This window comes from Jeotgalibacillus malaysiensis (genome assembly GCF_044789845.1).
In the GTDB taxonomy this organism is placed as follows: domain Bacteria; phylum Bacillota; class Bacilli; order Bacillales; family Jeotgalibacillaceae; genus Jeotgalibacillus; species Jeotgalibacillus malaysiensis_A.
On sequence record NZ_CP085252.1, the window covers coordinates 3,032,907 to 3,049,356 of the forward strand.

Annotated in this window: 19 protein-coding genes; 9 read left to right on the plus strand and 10 right to left on the minus strand. The window is 43.2% G+C overall.

Translation table 11 applies throughout. From position 1 onward, the window contains the following. Nucleotides 1-129: 129 nt before the first annotated feature. Nucleotides 130-1,770: an ABC transporter permease gene (locus tag LG330_RS15780; protein ID WP_404405500.1), complete on the plus strand. Its 1,641-nt coding sequence runs from the start codon at nt 130-132 to the stop codon at nt 1,768-1,770. Nucleotides 1,771-1,772: 2 nt separating this feature from the next. Then, nucleotides 1,773-2,486 (plus strand): ABC transporter ATP-binding protein, encoded by a 714-nt coding sequence (locus tag LG330_RS15785; RefSeq protein WP_404405502.1) that lies wholly within the window; start codon nt 1,773-1,775, stop codon nt 2,484-2,486. A gap of 258 nt (nt 2,487-2,744) precedes the next feature. On the opposite strand, the gene pta is transcribed toward LG330_RS15785, so the two are convergent. Continuing rightward, nucleotides 2,745-3,716, minus strand: coding sequence for a phosphate acetyltransferase (gene pta / locus LG330_RS15790; RefSeq protein ID WP_404405504.1), 972 nt, complete (start codon nt 3,714-3,716; stop codon nt 2,745-2,747). A gap of 604 nt (nt 3,717-4,320) precedes the next feature. Between pta and hemQ the strand changes: the two genes are divergently transcribed. Together hemQ and gerQ are read left to right on the plus strand one after the other, a co-directional pair. Then, a complete protein-coding gene (gene hemQ / locus LG330_RS15795; RefSeq protein ID WP_404405506.1) occupies nt 4,321-5,070 on the plus strand; it encodes a hydrogen peroxide-dependent heme synthase in 750 nt (249 codons plus the stop codon). 132 nt (nt 5,071-5,202) lie between these two features. After that, nucleotides 5,203-5,580: a spore coat protein GerQ gene (gene gerQ / locus LG330_RS15800; RefSeq protein WP_404409637.1), complete on the plus strand. Its 378-nt coding sequence runs from the start codon at nt 5,203-5,205 to the stop codon at nt 5,578-5,580. A 39-nt stretch (nt 5,581-5,619) separates the two neighbouring features. Here the strand turns inward: gerQ and LG330_RS15805 are convergent, their stop codons facing one another. The 5 genes from LG330_RS15805 to LG330_RS15825 form a co-directional block, all read right to left on the minus strand. Further along, complete coding sequence (locus tag LG330_RS15805) at nt 5,620-5,991, minus strand: DUF423 domain-containing protein (RefSeq protein ID WP_039811746.1); 372 nt, start codon at nt 5,989-5,991, stop codon at nt 5,620-5,622. Nucleotides 5,992-6,214: 223 nt separating this feature from the next. Beyond that, nucleotides 6,215-6,505 (minus strand): YwdI family protein, encoded by a 291-nt coding sequence (locus LG330_RS15810; RefSeq protein ID WP_404405508.1) that lies wholly within the window; start codon nt 6,503-6,505, stop codon nt 6,215-6,217. After that, nucleotides 6,502-6,690, minus strand: a complete 189-nt coding sequence (locus tag LG330_RS15815) for a uracil-DNA glycosylase (protein ID WP_404405510.1) — start codon at nt 6,688-6,690, stop codon at nt 6,502-6,504. The genes LG330_RS15810 and LG330_RS15815 overlap by 4 nt, the downstream gene beginning before the upstream one ends. A 14-nt stretch (nt 6,691-6,704) precedes the next feature. Then, entirely contained in the window at nt 6,705-7,376 is a 672-nt protein-coding gene (locus tag LG330_RS15820; protein ID WP_404405512.1) for a uracil-DNA glycosylase, read from the minus strand. A gap of 14 nt (nt 7,377-7,390) precedes the next feature. Then, nucleotides 7,391-8,014: a DUF4230 domain-containing protein gene (locus LG330_RS15825; protein ID WP_404405514.1), complete on the minus strand. Its 624-nt coding sequence runs from the start codon at nt 8,012-8,014 to the stop codon at nt 7,391-7,393. A gap of 222 nt (nt 8,015-8,236) precedes the next feature. On the opposite strand from LG330_RS15825, the gene pdxK reads away from it, so the two are divergent. The 4 genes from pdxK (at nt 8,237) to bshB2 (ending at nt 10,591) form a co-directional block, all read left to right on the plus strand. Then, the gene (pdxK, locus tag LG330_RS15830; protein WP_404405516.1) at nt 8,237-9,076 is read left to right on the plus strand and encodes a pyridoxine/pyridoxal/pyridoxamine kinase; all 840 of its coding nucleotides are present in this window, start codon (nt 8,237-8,239) and stop codon (nt 9,074-9,076) included. Between the two features lie 71 nt (nt 9,077-9,147). Further along, the gene (locus tag LG330_RS15835; RefSeq protein WP_404405518.1) at nt 9,148-9,423 is read left to right on the plus strand and encodes a hypothetical protein; all 276 of its coding nucleotides are present in this window, start codon (nt 9,148-9,150) and stop codon (nt 9,421-9,423) included. Nucleotides 9,424-9,538: 115 nt separating this feature from the next. Then, the gene (locus tag LG330_RS15840; RefSeq protein ID WP_404405520.1) at nt 9,539-9,889 is read left to right on the plus strand and encodes a YojF family protein; all 351 of its coding nucleotides are present in this window, start codon (nt 9,539-9,541) and stop codon (nt 9,887-9,889) included. A gap of 18 nt (nt 9,890-9,907) precedes the next feature. After that, on the plus strand, nt 9,908-10,591 hold the full coding sequence (bshB2, locus tag LG330_RS15845) for a bacillithiol biosynthesis deacetylase BshB2 (protein ID WP_404405522.1): 684 nt from the start codon (nt 9,908-9,910) through the stop codon (nt 10,589-10,591). 139 nt (nt 10,592-10,730) lie between these two features. Here the strand turns inward: bshB2 and LG330_RS15850 are convergent, their stop codons facing one another. From LG330_RS15850 to sda, 3 genes are all read right to left on the minus strand, one after another. Next, on the minus strand, nt 10,731-11,663 hold the full coding sequence (locus LG330_RS15850) for an aminoimidazole riboside kinase (RefSeq protein ID WP_404405524.1): 933 nt from the start codon (nt 11,661-11,663) through the stop codon (nt 10,731-10,733). Nucleotides 11,664-11,751: 88 nt separating this feature from the next. Continuing rightward, complete coding sequence (locus LG330_RS15855) at nt 11,752-12,621, minus strand: Cof-type HAD-IIB family hydrolase (RefSeq protein ID WP_404405526.1); 870 nt, start codon at nt 12,619-12,621, stop codon at nt 11,752-11,754. Nucleotides 12,622-12,749: 128 nt separating this feature from the next. Continuing rightward, entirely contained in the window at nt 12,750-12,884 is a 135-nt protein-coding gene (gene sda / locus LG330_RS15860) for a sporulation histidine kinase inhibitor Sda (RefSeq protein WP_404409639.1), read from the minus strand. Nucleotides 12,885-13,173: 289 nt separating this feature from the next. Here sda and LG330_RS15865 point away from each other — a divergent pair, with 289 nt between their 5' ends. Beyond that, nucleotides 13,174-14,535, plus strand: a complete 1,362-nt coding sequence (locus LG330_RS15865; protein WP_404405528.1) for a YjiH family protein — start codon at nt 13,174-13,176, stop codon at nt 14,533-14,535. A gap of 387 nt (nt 14,536-14,922) precedes the next feature. Here LG330_RS15865 and LG330_RS15870 read toward each other — a convergent pair whose 3' ends face one another. Beyond that, nucleotides 14,923-16,221, minus strand: a complete 1,299-nt coding sequence (locus LG330_RS15870; RefSeq protein ID WP_404405530.1) for an ATP-binding protein — start codon at nt 16,219-16,221, stop codon at nt 14,923-14,925. Between the last annotated feature and the right edge of the window lie 229 nt (nt 16,222-16,450).

Below are 16,450 nucleotides of genomic sequence, written 5' to 3' on the forward strand. Positions count from 1 at the left end.
CTGCGACCATTCCTGCTAAAAAAGCGTTTACAGCTATACAAAACAATTGAGAACTGTTATCATTATCAGGGAACGATTGCAAGCTTTTTGTTTGTACATTGAATTGCAGATTTTAAGGACGTGTCCAGCTTGAAGGTGTTTCGAAAAATACCAGGTTATTTAAATATCTGGTCACTCTTAAGCTTAATCATTGTCATATTGATTTTGCTGCCGAATTTAACGATCTTAATTAACTTTTTTACTGAAAGAGCAGAAAACTGGGCACATATCCAGGAATTTATTCTGCCTGACCTGTTAAGGAATACAGGTTTGATCATGCTATTTACCGGATTTTTTACGATTTTAGTCGGTACGAGTCTTGCATGGCTTGTATCTGCATATGACTTTCCAATGAAGAAATTTTTCAAGTGGGCATTAATTTTGCCGCTTGCGATCCCTCCATTTATCGCAGGATACACATATAACGGGATCCTCGATTATACCGGAGTGATTCAAACAACGCTTAGAAACAACTGGGATATTACGGTGAATCAATCGTATTTTAATATCCTGAACCTGCCTGGTGCAGTGTTTATTTTTACAATGTTTCTATTTCCTTATGTATATACGATTACACGCGCTTTCCTTGCGCATCAGTCAGCATCACTTGTTGAAAATGCGCGGCTGCTTGGCAGGAATTCATGGGACATTTATTTCAAAGTGGTCCTTCCGATTTCCCGCGGAGCCATTGTAGGCGGCGTCAGCCTGGTCCTGCTTGAGGTGTTAAATGATTACGGACTCGTACAATATTTCGGTGTTCCAACGTTCAGTACAGCCATCTTTCAGACATGGTTTGGCATGAATGACTTAAACTCAGCGATCAAGCTCGCAGCAACATTAATGTTTATCGTATTTGCCATTCTGATTCTTGAAAAAGTGATGCGCGGGAGGAAGAAGTACAGTTCAACGACTGCCAAGACCAGACCGCTTGCACCGATTAAACTAAAAGGATCAAAAGCATGGATTGCTTTTAGCTACTGCTTATTTATTTTCATGCTGGCCTTCCTGATTCCATTTATTCAAATGGTGGACTGGATGATCTTAACGTTTGAAAAGATTGCATCGCCTGAATTTACATCATTCATTACAAATTCAGTCCTTGTTTCCTTTATCGGAGCAGCACTTGTTATGGTATTTGCAGTGATTATCGCTAACTTTGCCAGAATGCATCAGAGCTTTGTTTCCAAGTCTGCAGCCCGCGTGACGATCCTCGGATACTCAATCCCCGGAGCCGTTATCGCAGTCGGAATCAGTACAATCTTTATTGATCTTGATAAATGGCTGTTCGCTTTTTATGAAGCAGTCGGGATGGAACCGTCACTTTTCCTGAGTACCAGCTTATTCATTCTGATTTCAGCGTATATTATCCGTTTTCTTGCGATCGGCTACAATTCAGTTGAAGCCGGCTTTGATAAAATCGGAAACAAATATACTGAAGCGTCAAGAATGCTCGGTGAAAACCTGACGAAAACATTTTTCAAAGTAGACCTGCGTATGATTAAAGTTCCGCTGATCAGCGGATTTATCCTGGTCTTTATTGATATTTTAAAAGAGCTGCCATTAACCCTGATTTTACGGCCATTTAACTTTGACACTTTAGCCACTAAAGCTTACCAGTACGCAAATGACGAACAAATCCATGAGGCATCACTTGCTTCGATTCTAATTGTCGTCATCAGCGGTATTGCGATCTATATCTTCCATCAAGTTTTAGAAAAGGAGCCGAATTGATTATGTTCGTAGAAATCAAAGATCTGTGCTTTTGTTATGGAAAAACGAAAACAAATACAATTAACCATTTTCATTTAGAAATTGAACAGGGTGAAATTATTTCAATCCAGGGGGACAGCGGCAGCGGAAAAAGTACTGTACTGCGCCTGCTCTGCGGTCTTGAAGTCCCTTCCTGCGGTAAAATCTCAATTGACGGTGCAGTAATGACGGATGACCGCCGCTTCGTGCTTCCTGAAAAGCGCGGAATCGGCATGGTATTCCAGGATTACGCCCTGTTTCCACATATGACTGTGCTTGAAAACATTCAATTCGGCTTAAAAAAACTCAGCCGCCGCGAAAGAAAGCAGCGTGCTGAGGAAGTACTTGAGCTTGTGAATATGACTGCCTATGCAAAGCGCTATCCGCACGAATTAAGCGGTGGACAGCAGCAGCGTATCGCACTTGCACGTGCACTTGCACCGAAGCCTTCTCTTCTATTGCTTGATGAGCCATTCAGTAACCTGGATGCCGGCCTGCAGATTAAAATCCGCAGCGAGCTGAGAGAGATTATCAAAAAGACAGGCATCACATCAATCTTTGTCTCACATGACCTGGAAGATTCTAAAGCCATCGCAGACCGTATTGTCACAATGCGTGACGGCGCAGCACATGACTGGGAGTCGATCTGTACGACGAAGAAAGAAAAGCCTGAACTTCAATTAGTTGAAATGAAATAAGGTTTTTGGACAGCGGAGCGTGTGTCTCCGCTGTTTTTTTGTGGAGGTGGAGCTGGTGCGGATTGGTGTGTGTTGGCATTCAGGTTGGCGGATAGCGCACTCAATTGGATTTATACAGCACTCAACCCGGGTGGATCGCTACCTCAAATCGCTGCATACAACCTCCAATCAAAAACATACGACATTTCATCCCCTCATAAAATGCTTCGCACACCAAAAAATCCCCGGTCTGAACATCCAGACCGGGGATTCGTTAAATTATAGTGACTGACCTGCAGTAATTAATGCAAGCTTATACACGTCTTCTTCGTTACATCCGCGTGAAAGGTCGTTCACCGGTGCGTTCAGCCCCTGAAGAATTGGGCCTACTGCTTCGAATCCGCCTAGGCGCTGTGCGATTTTGTAGCCAATGTTACCTGCTTCAAGGCTTGGGAATACAAATACATTTGCATCACCCTGAATGTCTGAATCCGGTGCTTTACTTTTCGCTACTGAAGGAACGAAAGCTGCATCGAACTGGAATTCACCATCAAGTGTCAGTTCAGGATTCGCTTCTTTTGCGATCTTAATTGCGTCCGTTACTTTTTCAGTTTCAGGTGATTTCGCTGAACCTTTTGTTGAGAAGCTCAGCATTGCAACGCGCGGGTCTACATCGAACATTTCAGCAGTCTTTGCACTCTCAAGGGCAATTTCAGCTAGGTCGCTGCTGTCCGGTGAAATATTGATTGCGCAATCCGCGAATACATACTTTTCATCGTCGCGTACCATAATGAATACGCCTGACGTCTTTTTAACGCCTTCTTTTGTCTTAATAATCTGAAGTGCCGGGCGCACTGTATCAGCAGTAGAGTGTGCCGCTCCACTTACAAGACCGTCTGCACGGTTCGTGTATACAAGCATTGTGCCAAAGTAATTTTCATCTAAAAGAATTTCGCGTGCCTGCTCTACTGTTGCTTTCCCTTTCCGGCGCTCAACGAATGAAGAAACGAGTTCGTCGAATTCCGGGTAAGATGACGGATCTACGATGTCGCATCCATCTAAAATTACGTTTACGCTATTTGCTTTTTCTGCAATCGCATTTGGGTTACCGACAAGAATTGGTGTTAAAATATTTTCTGCTGCAAGACGGCTCGCTGCTCTTAAAATACGCTCGTCCGATCCTTCCGGAAATACGATACGGCGTTCTTTACCAGTTAATTTTTCTTTTAATCCTGTGAATAAATCGCTCATGATTCATCCTCCTAAATTGGTCTCTACTTGTAAGCATACCCCATCTGTAAGTGAATTCAACCAATAGCCTTTATGTCAACGTTTTCATAGAAAAAGTTTTAGTTTTCGGACAATTTTAACACTAAGGTTGTTGAAAACCGCTGATTTTCGTTCCAGGCGGGAGGCTTTCCGGACGGTGGTTGCTGAGCCTCCTCGCCTTCGGCTGTGGGGTCTCAGCTTCCCACTATTCGTCCCGGAGTCCCCCGCCTTCCACTACAATCAGCTAAGATTGTTTGAAACAAACTAATTTCAAGTATTATAAATGGGGATGGAGATAAAAATACTTTTAGCTAAACTTTAAATTGAGAAAGTATCATTCAGGTGATTGCAGCGGAGGAGGGGCGACTCCTGCGGCATAGAAGCGACAGGTGAGACCCCGCAGGTGCGAAGCGTCCGAGGAGGCTCACCGCGCGGCCGCGGAAAGCGCCCATCCGCAGCGGTAATCAGCGCTTAATAACTCCAACAATTTCATGAACCCTCCTCCCCTCATTAGCTGTCACACATTCCTTTATGATAAGATAGAAACAGTGAGTTTATATGACATTTCATTTAGGAGTGATGGAATATGAGTGAAGCAGCAACTACGCTGGATGGCTGGTATGGCCTGCATGATTTTCGTAAAATGGACTGGACTTCGTGGAAGCAGCTGACTAGCGATGAGCGCACAGCCGCAATTAATGAGTTCCAGCAGTTTTTAAAGAGACTGAATGACGTACAGGACCAGGATCAGGGCAGTCATTCGTTCTATTCAATCGTTGGACAGAAGGCAGATTTCGTATTATTTATTTTGCGTCCGACAATGGAAGAGCTGAATGATCTTGAGAATGAATTTAACAAATTAACGATTGCCGATTATACAGTACCTACTTATTCGTATGTATCTGTTGTTGAGCTTGGAAGCTACGGTTCTAAGGAATCTGATGAAGATCCATATGAGAACCCTTATGTGAGATCACGTCTGTATCCGAAGCTGCCAAAATCAAAGCACATCTGCTTCTATCCAATGGATAAAAAGCGTGAGGGCAATGATAACTGGTACATGCTTTCAATGGAAGACCGTAAAAAGCTGATGTATGATCACGGCATGATCGGCCGCCAGTATGCCGGCAAAATCAAGCAGATCATCTCAGGATCAGTCGGATTTGATGACTGGGAATGGGGCGTAACACTTTACGCTGATGATGTGCTGCAGTTTAAGAAAATTGTATATGAAATGCGTTTTGATGAAACGAGTGCGCGCTACGGTGAATTTGGTGCGTTCTATGTAGGTAACCTACTTGAAGATCAGGACCTGCCAAAGTTTCTGCACGTATAATGTTCTTCCTCCAGTCAAATAAGGCTGGAGGTTTTTTATGTATAAAATCCTTCTCCGTCACATAGCGTGTAATTGACAGGTTCGCAAAAAGACTGTCTAGCCTATTTTCAGAAATGGAGGATCACAATGACAATGAATCCATCTTATTCTACAGGGCAGTACGGTACGGGTCAGTACGGCGGTTACTACCCTAATTATCAATATTACTATGGCCAGCAGCCGCAGGCTCAGCAGCCGGCACGTCCGCCTGTGGAGGAATCGTATATTGAAAATATTTTCAGATTAAATCGCGGTAAGCCAACGACTGTCTATATGACATTTGAGAATAACAAGGACTGGAACGCTAAAATTTTCAAAGGCATTATCGAAGCAGCCGGACGCGATCATCTGATTTTAAGCGATCCCAATACTGAAAAAAGATATTTACTGCCACTCATTTATCTGGATTATGCAACATTTGATGGAGAAATTGAGTATGAATACCCTTTTAATAACACCGGGGGCCAGTAAACGAAAAGAGAGCCCGGAACCCCGGACTCTCTTTACTTATTATAAAACCTTCGCAATCGCAATAATCAGGCAAACCCAGCCGCCTAAGAATAATAGGCCGCCGATTGGTGTGATGGCACCTAATACGCTGATCCCTGTCAGACTTAATACATAAAGGCTTCCTGAGAAGAATACAATCCCCCCGACAAATAGCCACCCTGCAGTACCGAAAAGTCCTGATGCAGGAAGCGTACCGATTAATACGCCTGTGATTAAAATCGCTGTTGCGTGGAACATCTGATATTGCACAGCTGTGTTCCAGGTATCCAGATATTTCGGCTCTACTCTTCCTTCAAGTGCGTGTGCACCAAAGGCTCCGAGCGCGACTGATAAAAATGCGTTTATTGCACCAATAATTAATAGTATTTTCATTTGAGACTTCCTTTCTAGGATCATTCATTGCCGGGCTGCTGGCTGAAAAGTCGCAGATGTAGCAATTTTATTCCAGCCTGTTCGAATCTGTACTCAGGATGTAGCGATACACCCGGCAATTTGTAGCAATCAACTTCTAATTTGTAGCAGTTCCCCTCCAGCTTGTAGCAATCACCAAACGCGATGTCATTTCCATCAAACTGGTCGCAGTACTACACGTCTTTTAAAAATCAAACAGCGAATCGCCATTGCCGCCGTCTGTTTCGATTGGCTTTTCCTGTAGCGGGCTTGGCTGCTGGTATGATTGTACCTGCTGCGGCTGTGGTTGTACTGTCTGCTGAACCGGCGCAGGCTGCTGCCTTACAGGTGCTGAAGATTCCTCCTGCCCGAGAGCGAGTTCGCATAACGTCTGAATTGAACGTAAATGCTCGCGTTGACGGCCTGGCGTTGCACCCTGGGCTCTATTTGCTTCCTGCGAAATTTTCTGAAGCAGCTGTTCATATGAAATATTCATGTTGATCTCCTTCCCTGCTTTGGTTCAAATGCATAGCATGGCTGTCCTGATGCCCTGAACACTTCTAGTGATGGAAGGTGTCTGGTTTTGAACCCATGCGCTTTACATCCTTTAGGAAAGTTCGGATCCCAGGTGACATAATAGTATTTACACGCATTACAGTTAATACGCTTTGATTCAGTCAAAACGGATGCCTCCTTCAATCAAGTGACCAGTCGATCGGGTCAATGCCATGCTTATGCAGAAATTCATTCGTTTTGGAAAATGGCTGACTGCCAAAAAATCCTCTGTGCGCAGCAAGCGGACTTGGGTGCGGCGAGTTTATAATCAAATGCTTATCTGTATCGATCAGCCTGCTTTTAGCCTGAGCGGGCTTCCCCCATAAAATAAACACTAGCGGTTCTTCTCTCTCACCTAAAAGCCTGATCGCCTCATCAGTAATCTGCTCCCAGCCTTTCCCCTTATGCGAATGAGCCTGTCCTTCCTTTACTGTCAGTACTGTATTCAATAGAAGAACGCCTTCATCTGCCCACTTCGTTAAGTCCCCGGACTTTGGCGGGTCAACATCTACATCTTCCTTCAGTTCTTTAAAAATATTCTGCAGCGATGGTGGAATTCTCGTTCCCTCCTGAACTGAAAAGCTCAGTCCATGCGCCTGACCTTCCCCATGATACGGATCCTGGCCAAGAATAACCGCTTTTACTTTATGAAAAGGTGTCCGCTTGAATGCTTCATAAATATCATCCATTGGTGGAAATACTTTACCTGAGCTGTATTCCTGCTTAAGAAATTCTCTTAACTGCTGGTAATCCGGTTCATCAAAGACCGGCTGAAGCTGATCCTGCCAATCGTTTTGAATATTAACACCCATACGTGAGCACCTCATTATTCGAAAGTTATATCTGCATCGTACCCTGTAAACTCAAAGAACTCAGTTAAAGCCAATTCAGCATTGATTTCCGCCCGCTCAAGCACGCCTTGATCAATTGCCTCTTTTTTCATTTTCTCCTGTGCTGCAGCTGCAAAATCAACACTTTCTTCAAGGTTTACATTGCTTCTGAAAATTCCTTTGGTAGTGAAGGCTTCTACCTCATCCATTTGGATGGCAGGCTCCTGAAGCAGTTTTGCGCGCGGCAGCGTCAGGGAAACTGTTTTGTTTTCTTCATCTACTTCAATGTCTTCTTCTGATATCTGATCCATATCTATCCCTGCAAGGACTGTTCCGGGAACAACCATGAAAACTCTTCTTTCTGTACCTGGGAGATTCAGATTAATGTCCCATCCAAATACCTCATTGTCTTCCTCATCTATAACTGTTTTTAGAAAAGCCTGGGAAGTAGCAAGTGCATTCATATCTTTTATCTGCTCAACAAACGTTGCTGACCTTTGATTGTTGTCCTCTGTCATGTATTGATAACCAAAAAAACTTACTCCGGCAAGTAAAACGATCAATAAAAGTGCGAGCATTGTATTCTTCAGTCTTAAAAACATGTAAACTGCGTTTCTCATTTCATCACCATTAACAGCCTTCAGCTGGATTTTTTATTACATCACTCATTATACGGAATTTGCCGATCATTGGAAACCTGTTCCTGATATCAGGTGACACACAATGCTTCCCTGCGACAAAAACCTGTCAAAATTCCTCACTATTTCCCGGGAAATGCAGGACGTTTTCAAACATTTCCTATGCGTGCTATGATGTAGGAAATAATCTTTGGAGGGTTTTTTATGTCTTTAAATAAAACGTTAACGATCGCAGGATCAGATACAAGCGGCGGCGCAGGGATTCAGGCTGACCTCAAAACTTTTCAGGAGCACGGCACGTACGGTATGACGGCTCTTACGACAGTGGTAACGATGGACCCGTCAAATCACTGGGCGCATAACGTTCATCCGCTGCCAATTGATACGCTGAAAGCGCAGATCGACACTGCGCTCTCTACAGGCATCTCTGCTTTAAAAACAGGTATGCTTGGATCTGTTGAAATCATTGAGACTGCAGCTCAGGCAATCGACCGCGCTGAAACTGATAAAGTCGTCATTGACCCGGTTATGGTTTGTAAGGGTGAGGATGAAGTGCTGCATCCGGAAACGGTTGGCGCTATGCAGGAGCATCTTCTGCCCCGTGCAATGGTAGTCACACCTAACCTGTTTGAAGCATGGCAGCTGTCTGGTATAGGACCAATCCGCACAATTGACGATATGAAAGCTGCGGCAGCAAAAATTGTTGAGATGGGTGCAAAATCCGTGGTCGTAAAAGGCGGCAAGCAGCTCAAGCACGATCAGGCAGTTGACCTATTTTATGACGGTGAGACTTTTACTTTACTGGAAGCTGAAAAAGCAGAAACTTCTTATAACCATGGTGCAGGCTGTACGTTTGCTGCAGCGATTACAGCAAACCTGGCTAACGGACTTGAATTAAAGGAAGCTGTATCAAATGCAAAAGAATTCGTGACTTCAGCGATTCACCACGGCTGGCGTTTAAATGAATATGTGGGTCCAGTTATGCACGGCGCACACAGCCGCTTTGGCAAGGTAACTGTAAATAAAGAAACACTGAATACGTAATGATAAGTTTATTTTTTCTATTTTAAGGAATACACGTAAGAAATAAGGATTCCTTAAAATGAGGTGAAACGATGATTAACTTTATTATCGCAATTGCTGTTGTGCTTGGCGTATTCGGCGGATTTTATCTGATTACCGGATCGATTGGTATCTCTATTGTTGCCGGACTGATCGGCGGTGTGATCGCTGTTGTTGCTGTTGGAGCATATACAGGACAGCGCAAACAGCAGATCAAGCAAAATAATGAAGCACCACTCCATACAGACCGCACACCTGAAAGAGAAAATAAATCAGGCTACAATCCTGATAAAGAAAATGAACGCAAAATTAAAGATCCATCAAAATAACAAAAAGCCGCTCAGCGGCTTTTTGTTATTTTCAGGACAATCAAAACAGCCTTTTCGCATTCCGGAAAGTTTTGCAGTAAAATAGAACATATGATTAAAGGCAAGGAGGAGCATCATGGAGCCTGTCAAAATAGATGACGTACAACAACTGATTAACAGCTTCGCAAATAAGGAAGTGTATATCCATTTAGAAACTACGAACGGATCTTACGCTTCTCATTTTGATGAAAAGTTTTTTAACGCAGGGGCTTTTATCAGAAATGCAAAGGTAGAATATGAACTTGGTAAAATCATTGGCGATCCGCCATCACGAGTTGGCTTAAAGCTTGGAAACCTTGGATGGATTTATGCTCAGGGTATCACGCATTATGAACTGGATGAGAAAGGACGCCTGCTGATGGCTGGACACGATCATCAGGGTAAGCTTGCCGTCTCGCTGCAAATCAGTGAAACACCTTTTGAGTAACAGGAAGGAGTCAGAAATATGATTGAACAGGAAAATCACGTGTTAGTCGTGTTCCCTCACCCGGATGATGAAGCGTTCGGTGTATCCGGCACGATTGCATCACATATTAAAAATGGTACTGGTGTCACTTATGCATGTCTGACACTTGGACAAATGGGAAGAAATCTCGGCAACCCACCATTTGCAACAAGAGAATCTCTTCCTGAAATCCGTAAAAAAGAATTAAAAGCAGCTGCAAATGCTATGGGTCTTGCTGACCTCCGCATGATGGGTCTGCGTGACAAAACGGTTGAGTTTGAAGATGATGAATATATGGTTGAAATGATGGAATCACTGATTCAGGAAACCAATCCTTCACTCGTCATCACATTCTATCCGGATTATTGCGTTCACCCTGATCATGAAGCGACTGCACGTGCAGTGGTAAGAGCTGTCCACCGGATGAACGAGAGTGAACGGCCTAAGCTTCACTGTGTGGCGTTTGCTAATAACACAGCAGAAGAGCTTGGTGAACCTGATGTGATCAACGATGTAACTGAGGTAATGGATATCAAGTTAAATGCGATGCGCGCTCATATTTCGCAAACAGCATGGATGCTTGAGGATCTTGAGAAAAGACTTGGAGAAAATGACCCTGAAGCGATTCAGTGGGTGACGCAGGAGAGGTTTTTCAAGTATAGATTTGATCAAGGTTACGAATAAGAAAAAGGAAGATGGCCTTGTGCCATCTTCCTTTTTTAGGGTGACACAGCGGGGACGGAGTTGACTGTGTCGTTTTTAGAATCATTCTAAAAATGAACCACTGAACTCCGTCCCCAATGAGTCTCCTAATTAATCGTAATTACCCCTTCAATTCCTCAATCGTAGGCAGTGCTGTCATTGCACCTTTCACCGAAGCAGCAAGGGCACCTGAGCGGCTTGCAAGCTCCACCATTTCAACTGCCTGGTCAAGCTTCAGGTCGCGCACATCCCCTTCATATTCGTGAAGTGAATACAGCATACCTGATACAAACGCATCACCAGCACCTGTGGTGTCAACAGCCTCCACTTTTTTAGCAGGGACATGGCGCGTCTCTGTCTGCGTAAAGATCCAGCTTCCTTCAGCACCCATTGTGATCAGAAGTAGTGGAATGCCAAACTGCTTCAAAACCTCAGCACCTTTTTGAATATCCTCCGTACCTGTTAAGAACTCCAGCTCTTCTTCTGAAATTTTCACAACATCCGCCTGGTCAAGCATGGAAGAAATTGTTCTGCGTGCTTCTTCTTCGTTTGACCACAGTGACATCCGGAGGTTTGGATCATATGAAACGATCATTCCTTTTTCACGTGCCAGTTCAACTGCTTTTTTCGTTGCCGTTTTAGCAGGCTCACTGATCATTGAAATGGAGCCGAAATGAAGAATTTTCGCTTCTTCAAAAAGTGCCACGTCCAGCTCCTCCGCCTTAAGGAATCTGTCAGCACTCGGATCTATGTAGAAATCAAAGCTGCGCTCTCCTTGATCAAGCGTCACAAATACTGCTCCAGTACGATGATCCTGATCGAAATGTAGATGATCTGTATTTACCCCATACTGATTTAACGTACGTTCTAAAAACCTGCCCAGCACATCTTCCCCTACATTTCCTGCAAAATAGGATGGCAGTCCAAGACGAGCTACTCCTACAGCTACGTTAGCCGGTGCACCACCCGGACTTTTATAATAATAATCATTTGTTTCATCTGTTGGAATAAAATCAATTAAAGCTTCACCTAATGAAATAACACCTTTTTTCATCTGAGATCCTCCTGTTAATAGATAATAGTTAAAAGTTTATCATATAACAGAAAAACAAGCCGCTCCTAATACAGGATACGGCTCAGAATTATACTTTTGCTTCTGTTTCAGTTAATTTACGGATTGCTTTTGCTACGCCTTCTTCACGATTTGTAAAAGTCACAAAACGGCAAAGTTCCTGAATGTCTTTCGGTGCATTGCCCATTGCGACTGACCAGCCGGCAAGCTTCATCATTGAAACGTCATTGTAGTTATCGCCGATCGCCATTACATCTTCCGGATCAATGCCACGCTGCTTAACGTACCAGTCGAGTGCAATGCCTTTTTGAGCTTCAACACTTGTAATTTCAAGGTTTTCTTTACCTGATGAGCTGATCGCAAGGCCGCCCATCTGATGAAGTGCTTCTTTTGCCTGCTCAAGTTTTTCGGGCTTCGATGAAAACGCCAGAAACTTATAAACCGTTTCCGAGGAGTTAAACACTTCGTGGTAATCACCTACTACATGTACGTGACCATCATCATAGCGGTTTGCAGCTTCTTCCTGTACGTGGGGAAGTGGTGTGTCCGGATTAGATGTGAGGAAGATATCGATTAACAGCTGAATGCCGTGTTCTTTATGATTGGTATACGTACCATTTTCAGTATAAATCTCAAAATAAACATCCAGCTTTTCAAGGGCATCTGCTGCCTCTTCAGCCTTTTCAGGATTCAGCCCTTTTTGATACAGCTGCTTCCCTTCCGTATCCCTGATCTCAGCGCCGTTCACTACGATTAAAGGAAGTGAGAGACCTGCATTTTTAATAGGGAGAACTGCTTCTTTATAAGATCTGCCGGTTGCAATGATGACTTCAATCCCGGCCTCTTTTGCTTCTTTGATTGCGCTGATCGTTTCCTGACCAACTTCATGACTGCCATTTAGCAGCGTACCATCCATATCAGATGCGATTAGTTTAATCATCTTTTCACCTTCTTGTATTTGTTTGGACCATTGTATCACAGTGTCAGAACTGGAAACCTTTTCACTGCTCAGTCTTTACAAATTTCATACAATTAAAACTCAAAAATAAAAACAGCAGACAGCTGCTGTTAAGAACATAATAGAGCCCTTAGACCCCTTTTTTCTGCTTCTGTTTCGAGTAATTGAATAAAATCTTTAGCCAGGTTCAGCTTTTTGGCTGATTCTAGCGCTTCAAGTAACTTCTCATTTGATAAATGACTCATTGTATTCACTGAATCTCCGCCTCTCATTTTTCTCCATATAATAATGATATTTTGCCCGGATTAAATCATCATTAAACCTTGGAGTGTGAAATATATGTGAAATTTAACCACTGGGGCATCAACAAGATCATTGCCTATCCGATTTGAACGTGTTTAAATTAAGTTGCAAGCGCTTACTTCAAGTTTTATCAGTAAATCATTGATTTCACTGGGGGTGTGAATTAAAATTGAACTTGTCTTATTTTTATTCACTTTATTATTATCAGTCCATTCATAAAGGAGAAAAACGATGAATACTTTTACAACAAAAGATTATTTGCGCTTTATAATCCCTTCTATTATCGGGATTTTTCTATTCATGATGCCTCTTCCATCAGAAGATGCAGTTACGATTCCAATTGCGATTCTATCAGATTGGCTTCAGGGATTAATTGGCGGTGCCATTCCGGCAATTATGACTTTCATTATTGTGATTACAGCAGTTCTTTCTTTAATCGCACGTGCGGGAAAACCTGACTTCATCACGAACAATGACTTCAGAAATACTTTATTTAATGTGACGTGGTTCTGGGTAATTGTCAGAATTCTCGCTGCAGTATTTGCCCTGATTACATTTTTCCAAATCGGAGGAAGTTCAACAGAGCTGATCTGGTCTGAATACACAGGCGGTTTACTATTAGGTGAAGGCGGCCTGATTACGCTATTATTCTCTCTATTTCTATTTGCAGGTTTGTTCCTGCCATTACTTCTTAACTTCGGTTTGCTGGAGTGGTTCGGTACACTGATGGCTAAGATTATGCGTCCGTTATTCAAGCTTCCGGGCCGTGCTTCAATCGACTCTCTTGCTTCATGGCTTGGAGACGGGACGATCGGTGTTATGCTGACAAATAAACAGTATGAAGAAGGACATTATTCAAAGCGTGAAGCTGCAGTCATTGGAACAACCTTCTCAGTTGTATCCATTACTTTCAGTATCGTAGTCATTGAAACTGTTGGCCTGGCATCTTACTTTGTTCCTTTTTATCTGACTGTTGCATTCTCAGGTTTTATTGCGGCAATCATTATGCCACGGATTCCACCTTTGTCTTTAAAAAAGAAAACTTATATTTCTGAGGCTGAAGAGGAAGATTCCATAGAAGATGTGCCAGAATATAAATCTCGTATTCAGCATGGTACCGAGCTTGCGATCCAGACCGCGAGAAAAAATAACAGTGTTGGTCACTTCTTTAAAAGCGGTATGAAGAACGTGCTTGATATGTGGCTTGGCGTTGCACCAGTTGTTATGGCTTTTGGTACAATTGCGCTGATTCTGGCGGAAGAAACGAGCTTCTTCGTGATCCTTGGTACACCATTTGTTCCGATTCTGGAACTGTTACAGGTTCCGGAGGCTGCAGACGCGGCACAGACAATGGTTGTTGGCTTTGCAGATATGTTCCTGCCTGCGATTATCGGGGCTGATATTTCATCTGAAATGACGCGCTTTATTATTGCAGCCGTATCTGTTACTCAATTAATCTATATGTCTGAGGTCGGTGGCGTACTGCTTGGTTCAAAGGTACCGGTTAACTTCCTGGACCTTGTTCTGATCTTCCTTCTGCGTACGTTGATCACACTGCCTATTATTGCAGGTATTGCGCATATTTTATTCTAATATCGAAAAGCGTAAGCGCCTTGAACAGACCCGACAAGCATAAGACGCACTGAGAGAAATGGGTGAACTTTCCCATTTTCTCAGTGTGGCTTATGACTCGAGGGTCTAGGCGCTGGAGCTGGACACCATCGAAAAGCGGAAGGCGCTTGTTCAGCTCCGACAGGCATAAGACGCGCAGCGGAAAACGGGTGCAGTTTCCCGTTTACCGATGTGTGGCTTATGACCCGAGGAGCTAGCGCCTGAAGCTGGACATACCGAAAAGCGGAAGCGCCTTGTTCAGACCCGACAAGCGTAAGACGAGCTGAGAGAAATGGGCGACCTTTCCCATTTTCTCAGATTGACTTACGACTCGAGGGTCTAGGCGCTGAAGCTGGACAAAAAAGACACTTACGACGTTGTAAGTGTCTTTTTCTTTGAATACAGTGGTAACTGTACAATCGCATTCGTTCCGCCATCAGGCAGGTTTTCAAAAGCAAGTGAGCCACCGTGGGCAAGTACGATCCGGTGACAGACTGTCAGACCGAGACCCATTCCTTTTTCTTTCGTTGTATAAAAAGCTTCTGAGATTTTTTCAATCATCTCTTCAGGAATACCAGGTCCGCTGTCGCGCAGTTCGACCTGAATTTCATCTCCCTGCACAGATGGCTTAATTAAAATCTCCCCATCTTCCTCAATCGCTTCTATACTGTTTTTCACTAAATTCATAAACACCTGAACGATCTGATTCCGGTCACCATAGACAAATTTATCATCATGATTTAACCGTTTGACTTTAATATCAATATTTTTTGATGCCGCCTGGTACCTCATAAAATTAATCACATATTCGACTGAATCACAGATTGAGAACTGCTCATGCTTTTTAATTTCAGGCTTTGAAAGGATCAACAGTTCCTCTGTAATCGCATGGATGCGGTCAATTTCTGACGCCATCAGATTAACTCTCTCTGCTGTTAATGAGCCCGTTTCCTGCATCAGCTGTACATACCCTTTCAGACTGGTCAGCGGATTTTTGATTTCATGCGCAATCCCTGACGCCAATTCACCAGCAACTGAAAGCTTTTCTCTCCTCAGCAGCTGTTCTTCAGCCGCTTTTTGCTGGGAAATATCACGTCCGATCGTAATTAGTGCTTTCCGGCTGCCGTCTTTATGAAATATAGGTACTTTTATTACGTCGAAGGATTTATATTCACCTGATTCCACGTAAAAGGATTCCTCACTGCGGTCAGTCTCTCCCTTTTGCCAGGTTTGTTCGTCCGTCACTACACAATAATCGAACGCTTCTTTAAAAAAGGGATTCACTTCCCCAAGTTCAGCGTCAGTTTTACCGATATAGTGCTTTCCTTTTAAACCATACAGTTCAAGTCCGAAGTCATTCGTTCTGATCCATCTTCCTTTGCCATCTTTAAAGCACACAAAGTCAGGCATAGACTGGATCATTGCAGACATTTTAAACTCTTCCTCTTCCATGTCCTTAAAAAGACTTCTTAGTGCTGTAGCCCGCCTGTATATCATAAACGCCAGCCACAGCAGTATGATTGCCACAGCTACCTCAATCACAATGTAGGTTGTAGTGGGAAACCACCCGTTAAAGCCTGCAAATATAAAGATGATCTGTACAATAAAAATAAGTCCGATAATCCCGATCAGGCCTCTGATTTGTGAAAACGTATAGGATTGCAGCATTTTATCACCTGCCAATCTTAAAATTAGTCCAATCTTAAATCGTATGTATATGGTAAATATTTGCTCATAGCAGCATCAAAAAGATCCATTCAATACTACTATTATACCATGTCGATTTTTGAAGGAAAAGGTCGAAGCAAATACAGATGTTTTCTCTACCTTTTCCGGTATTGTAAAAGTCCTGTTTTTTAAAGGCTTTATAAAAGTGGGCTGATGATTTCAGCTTCAG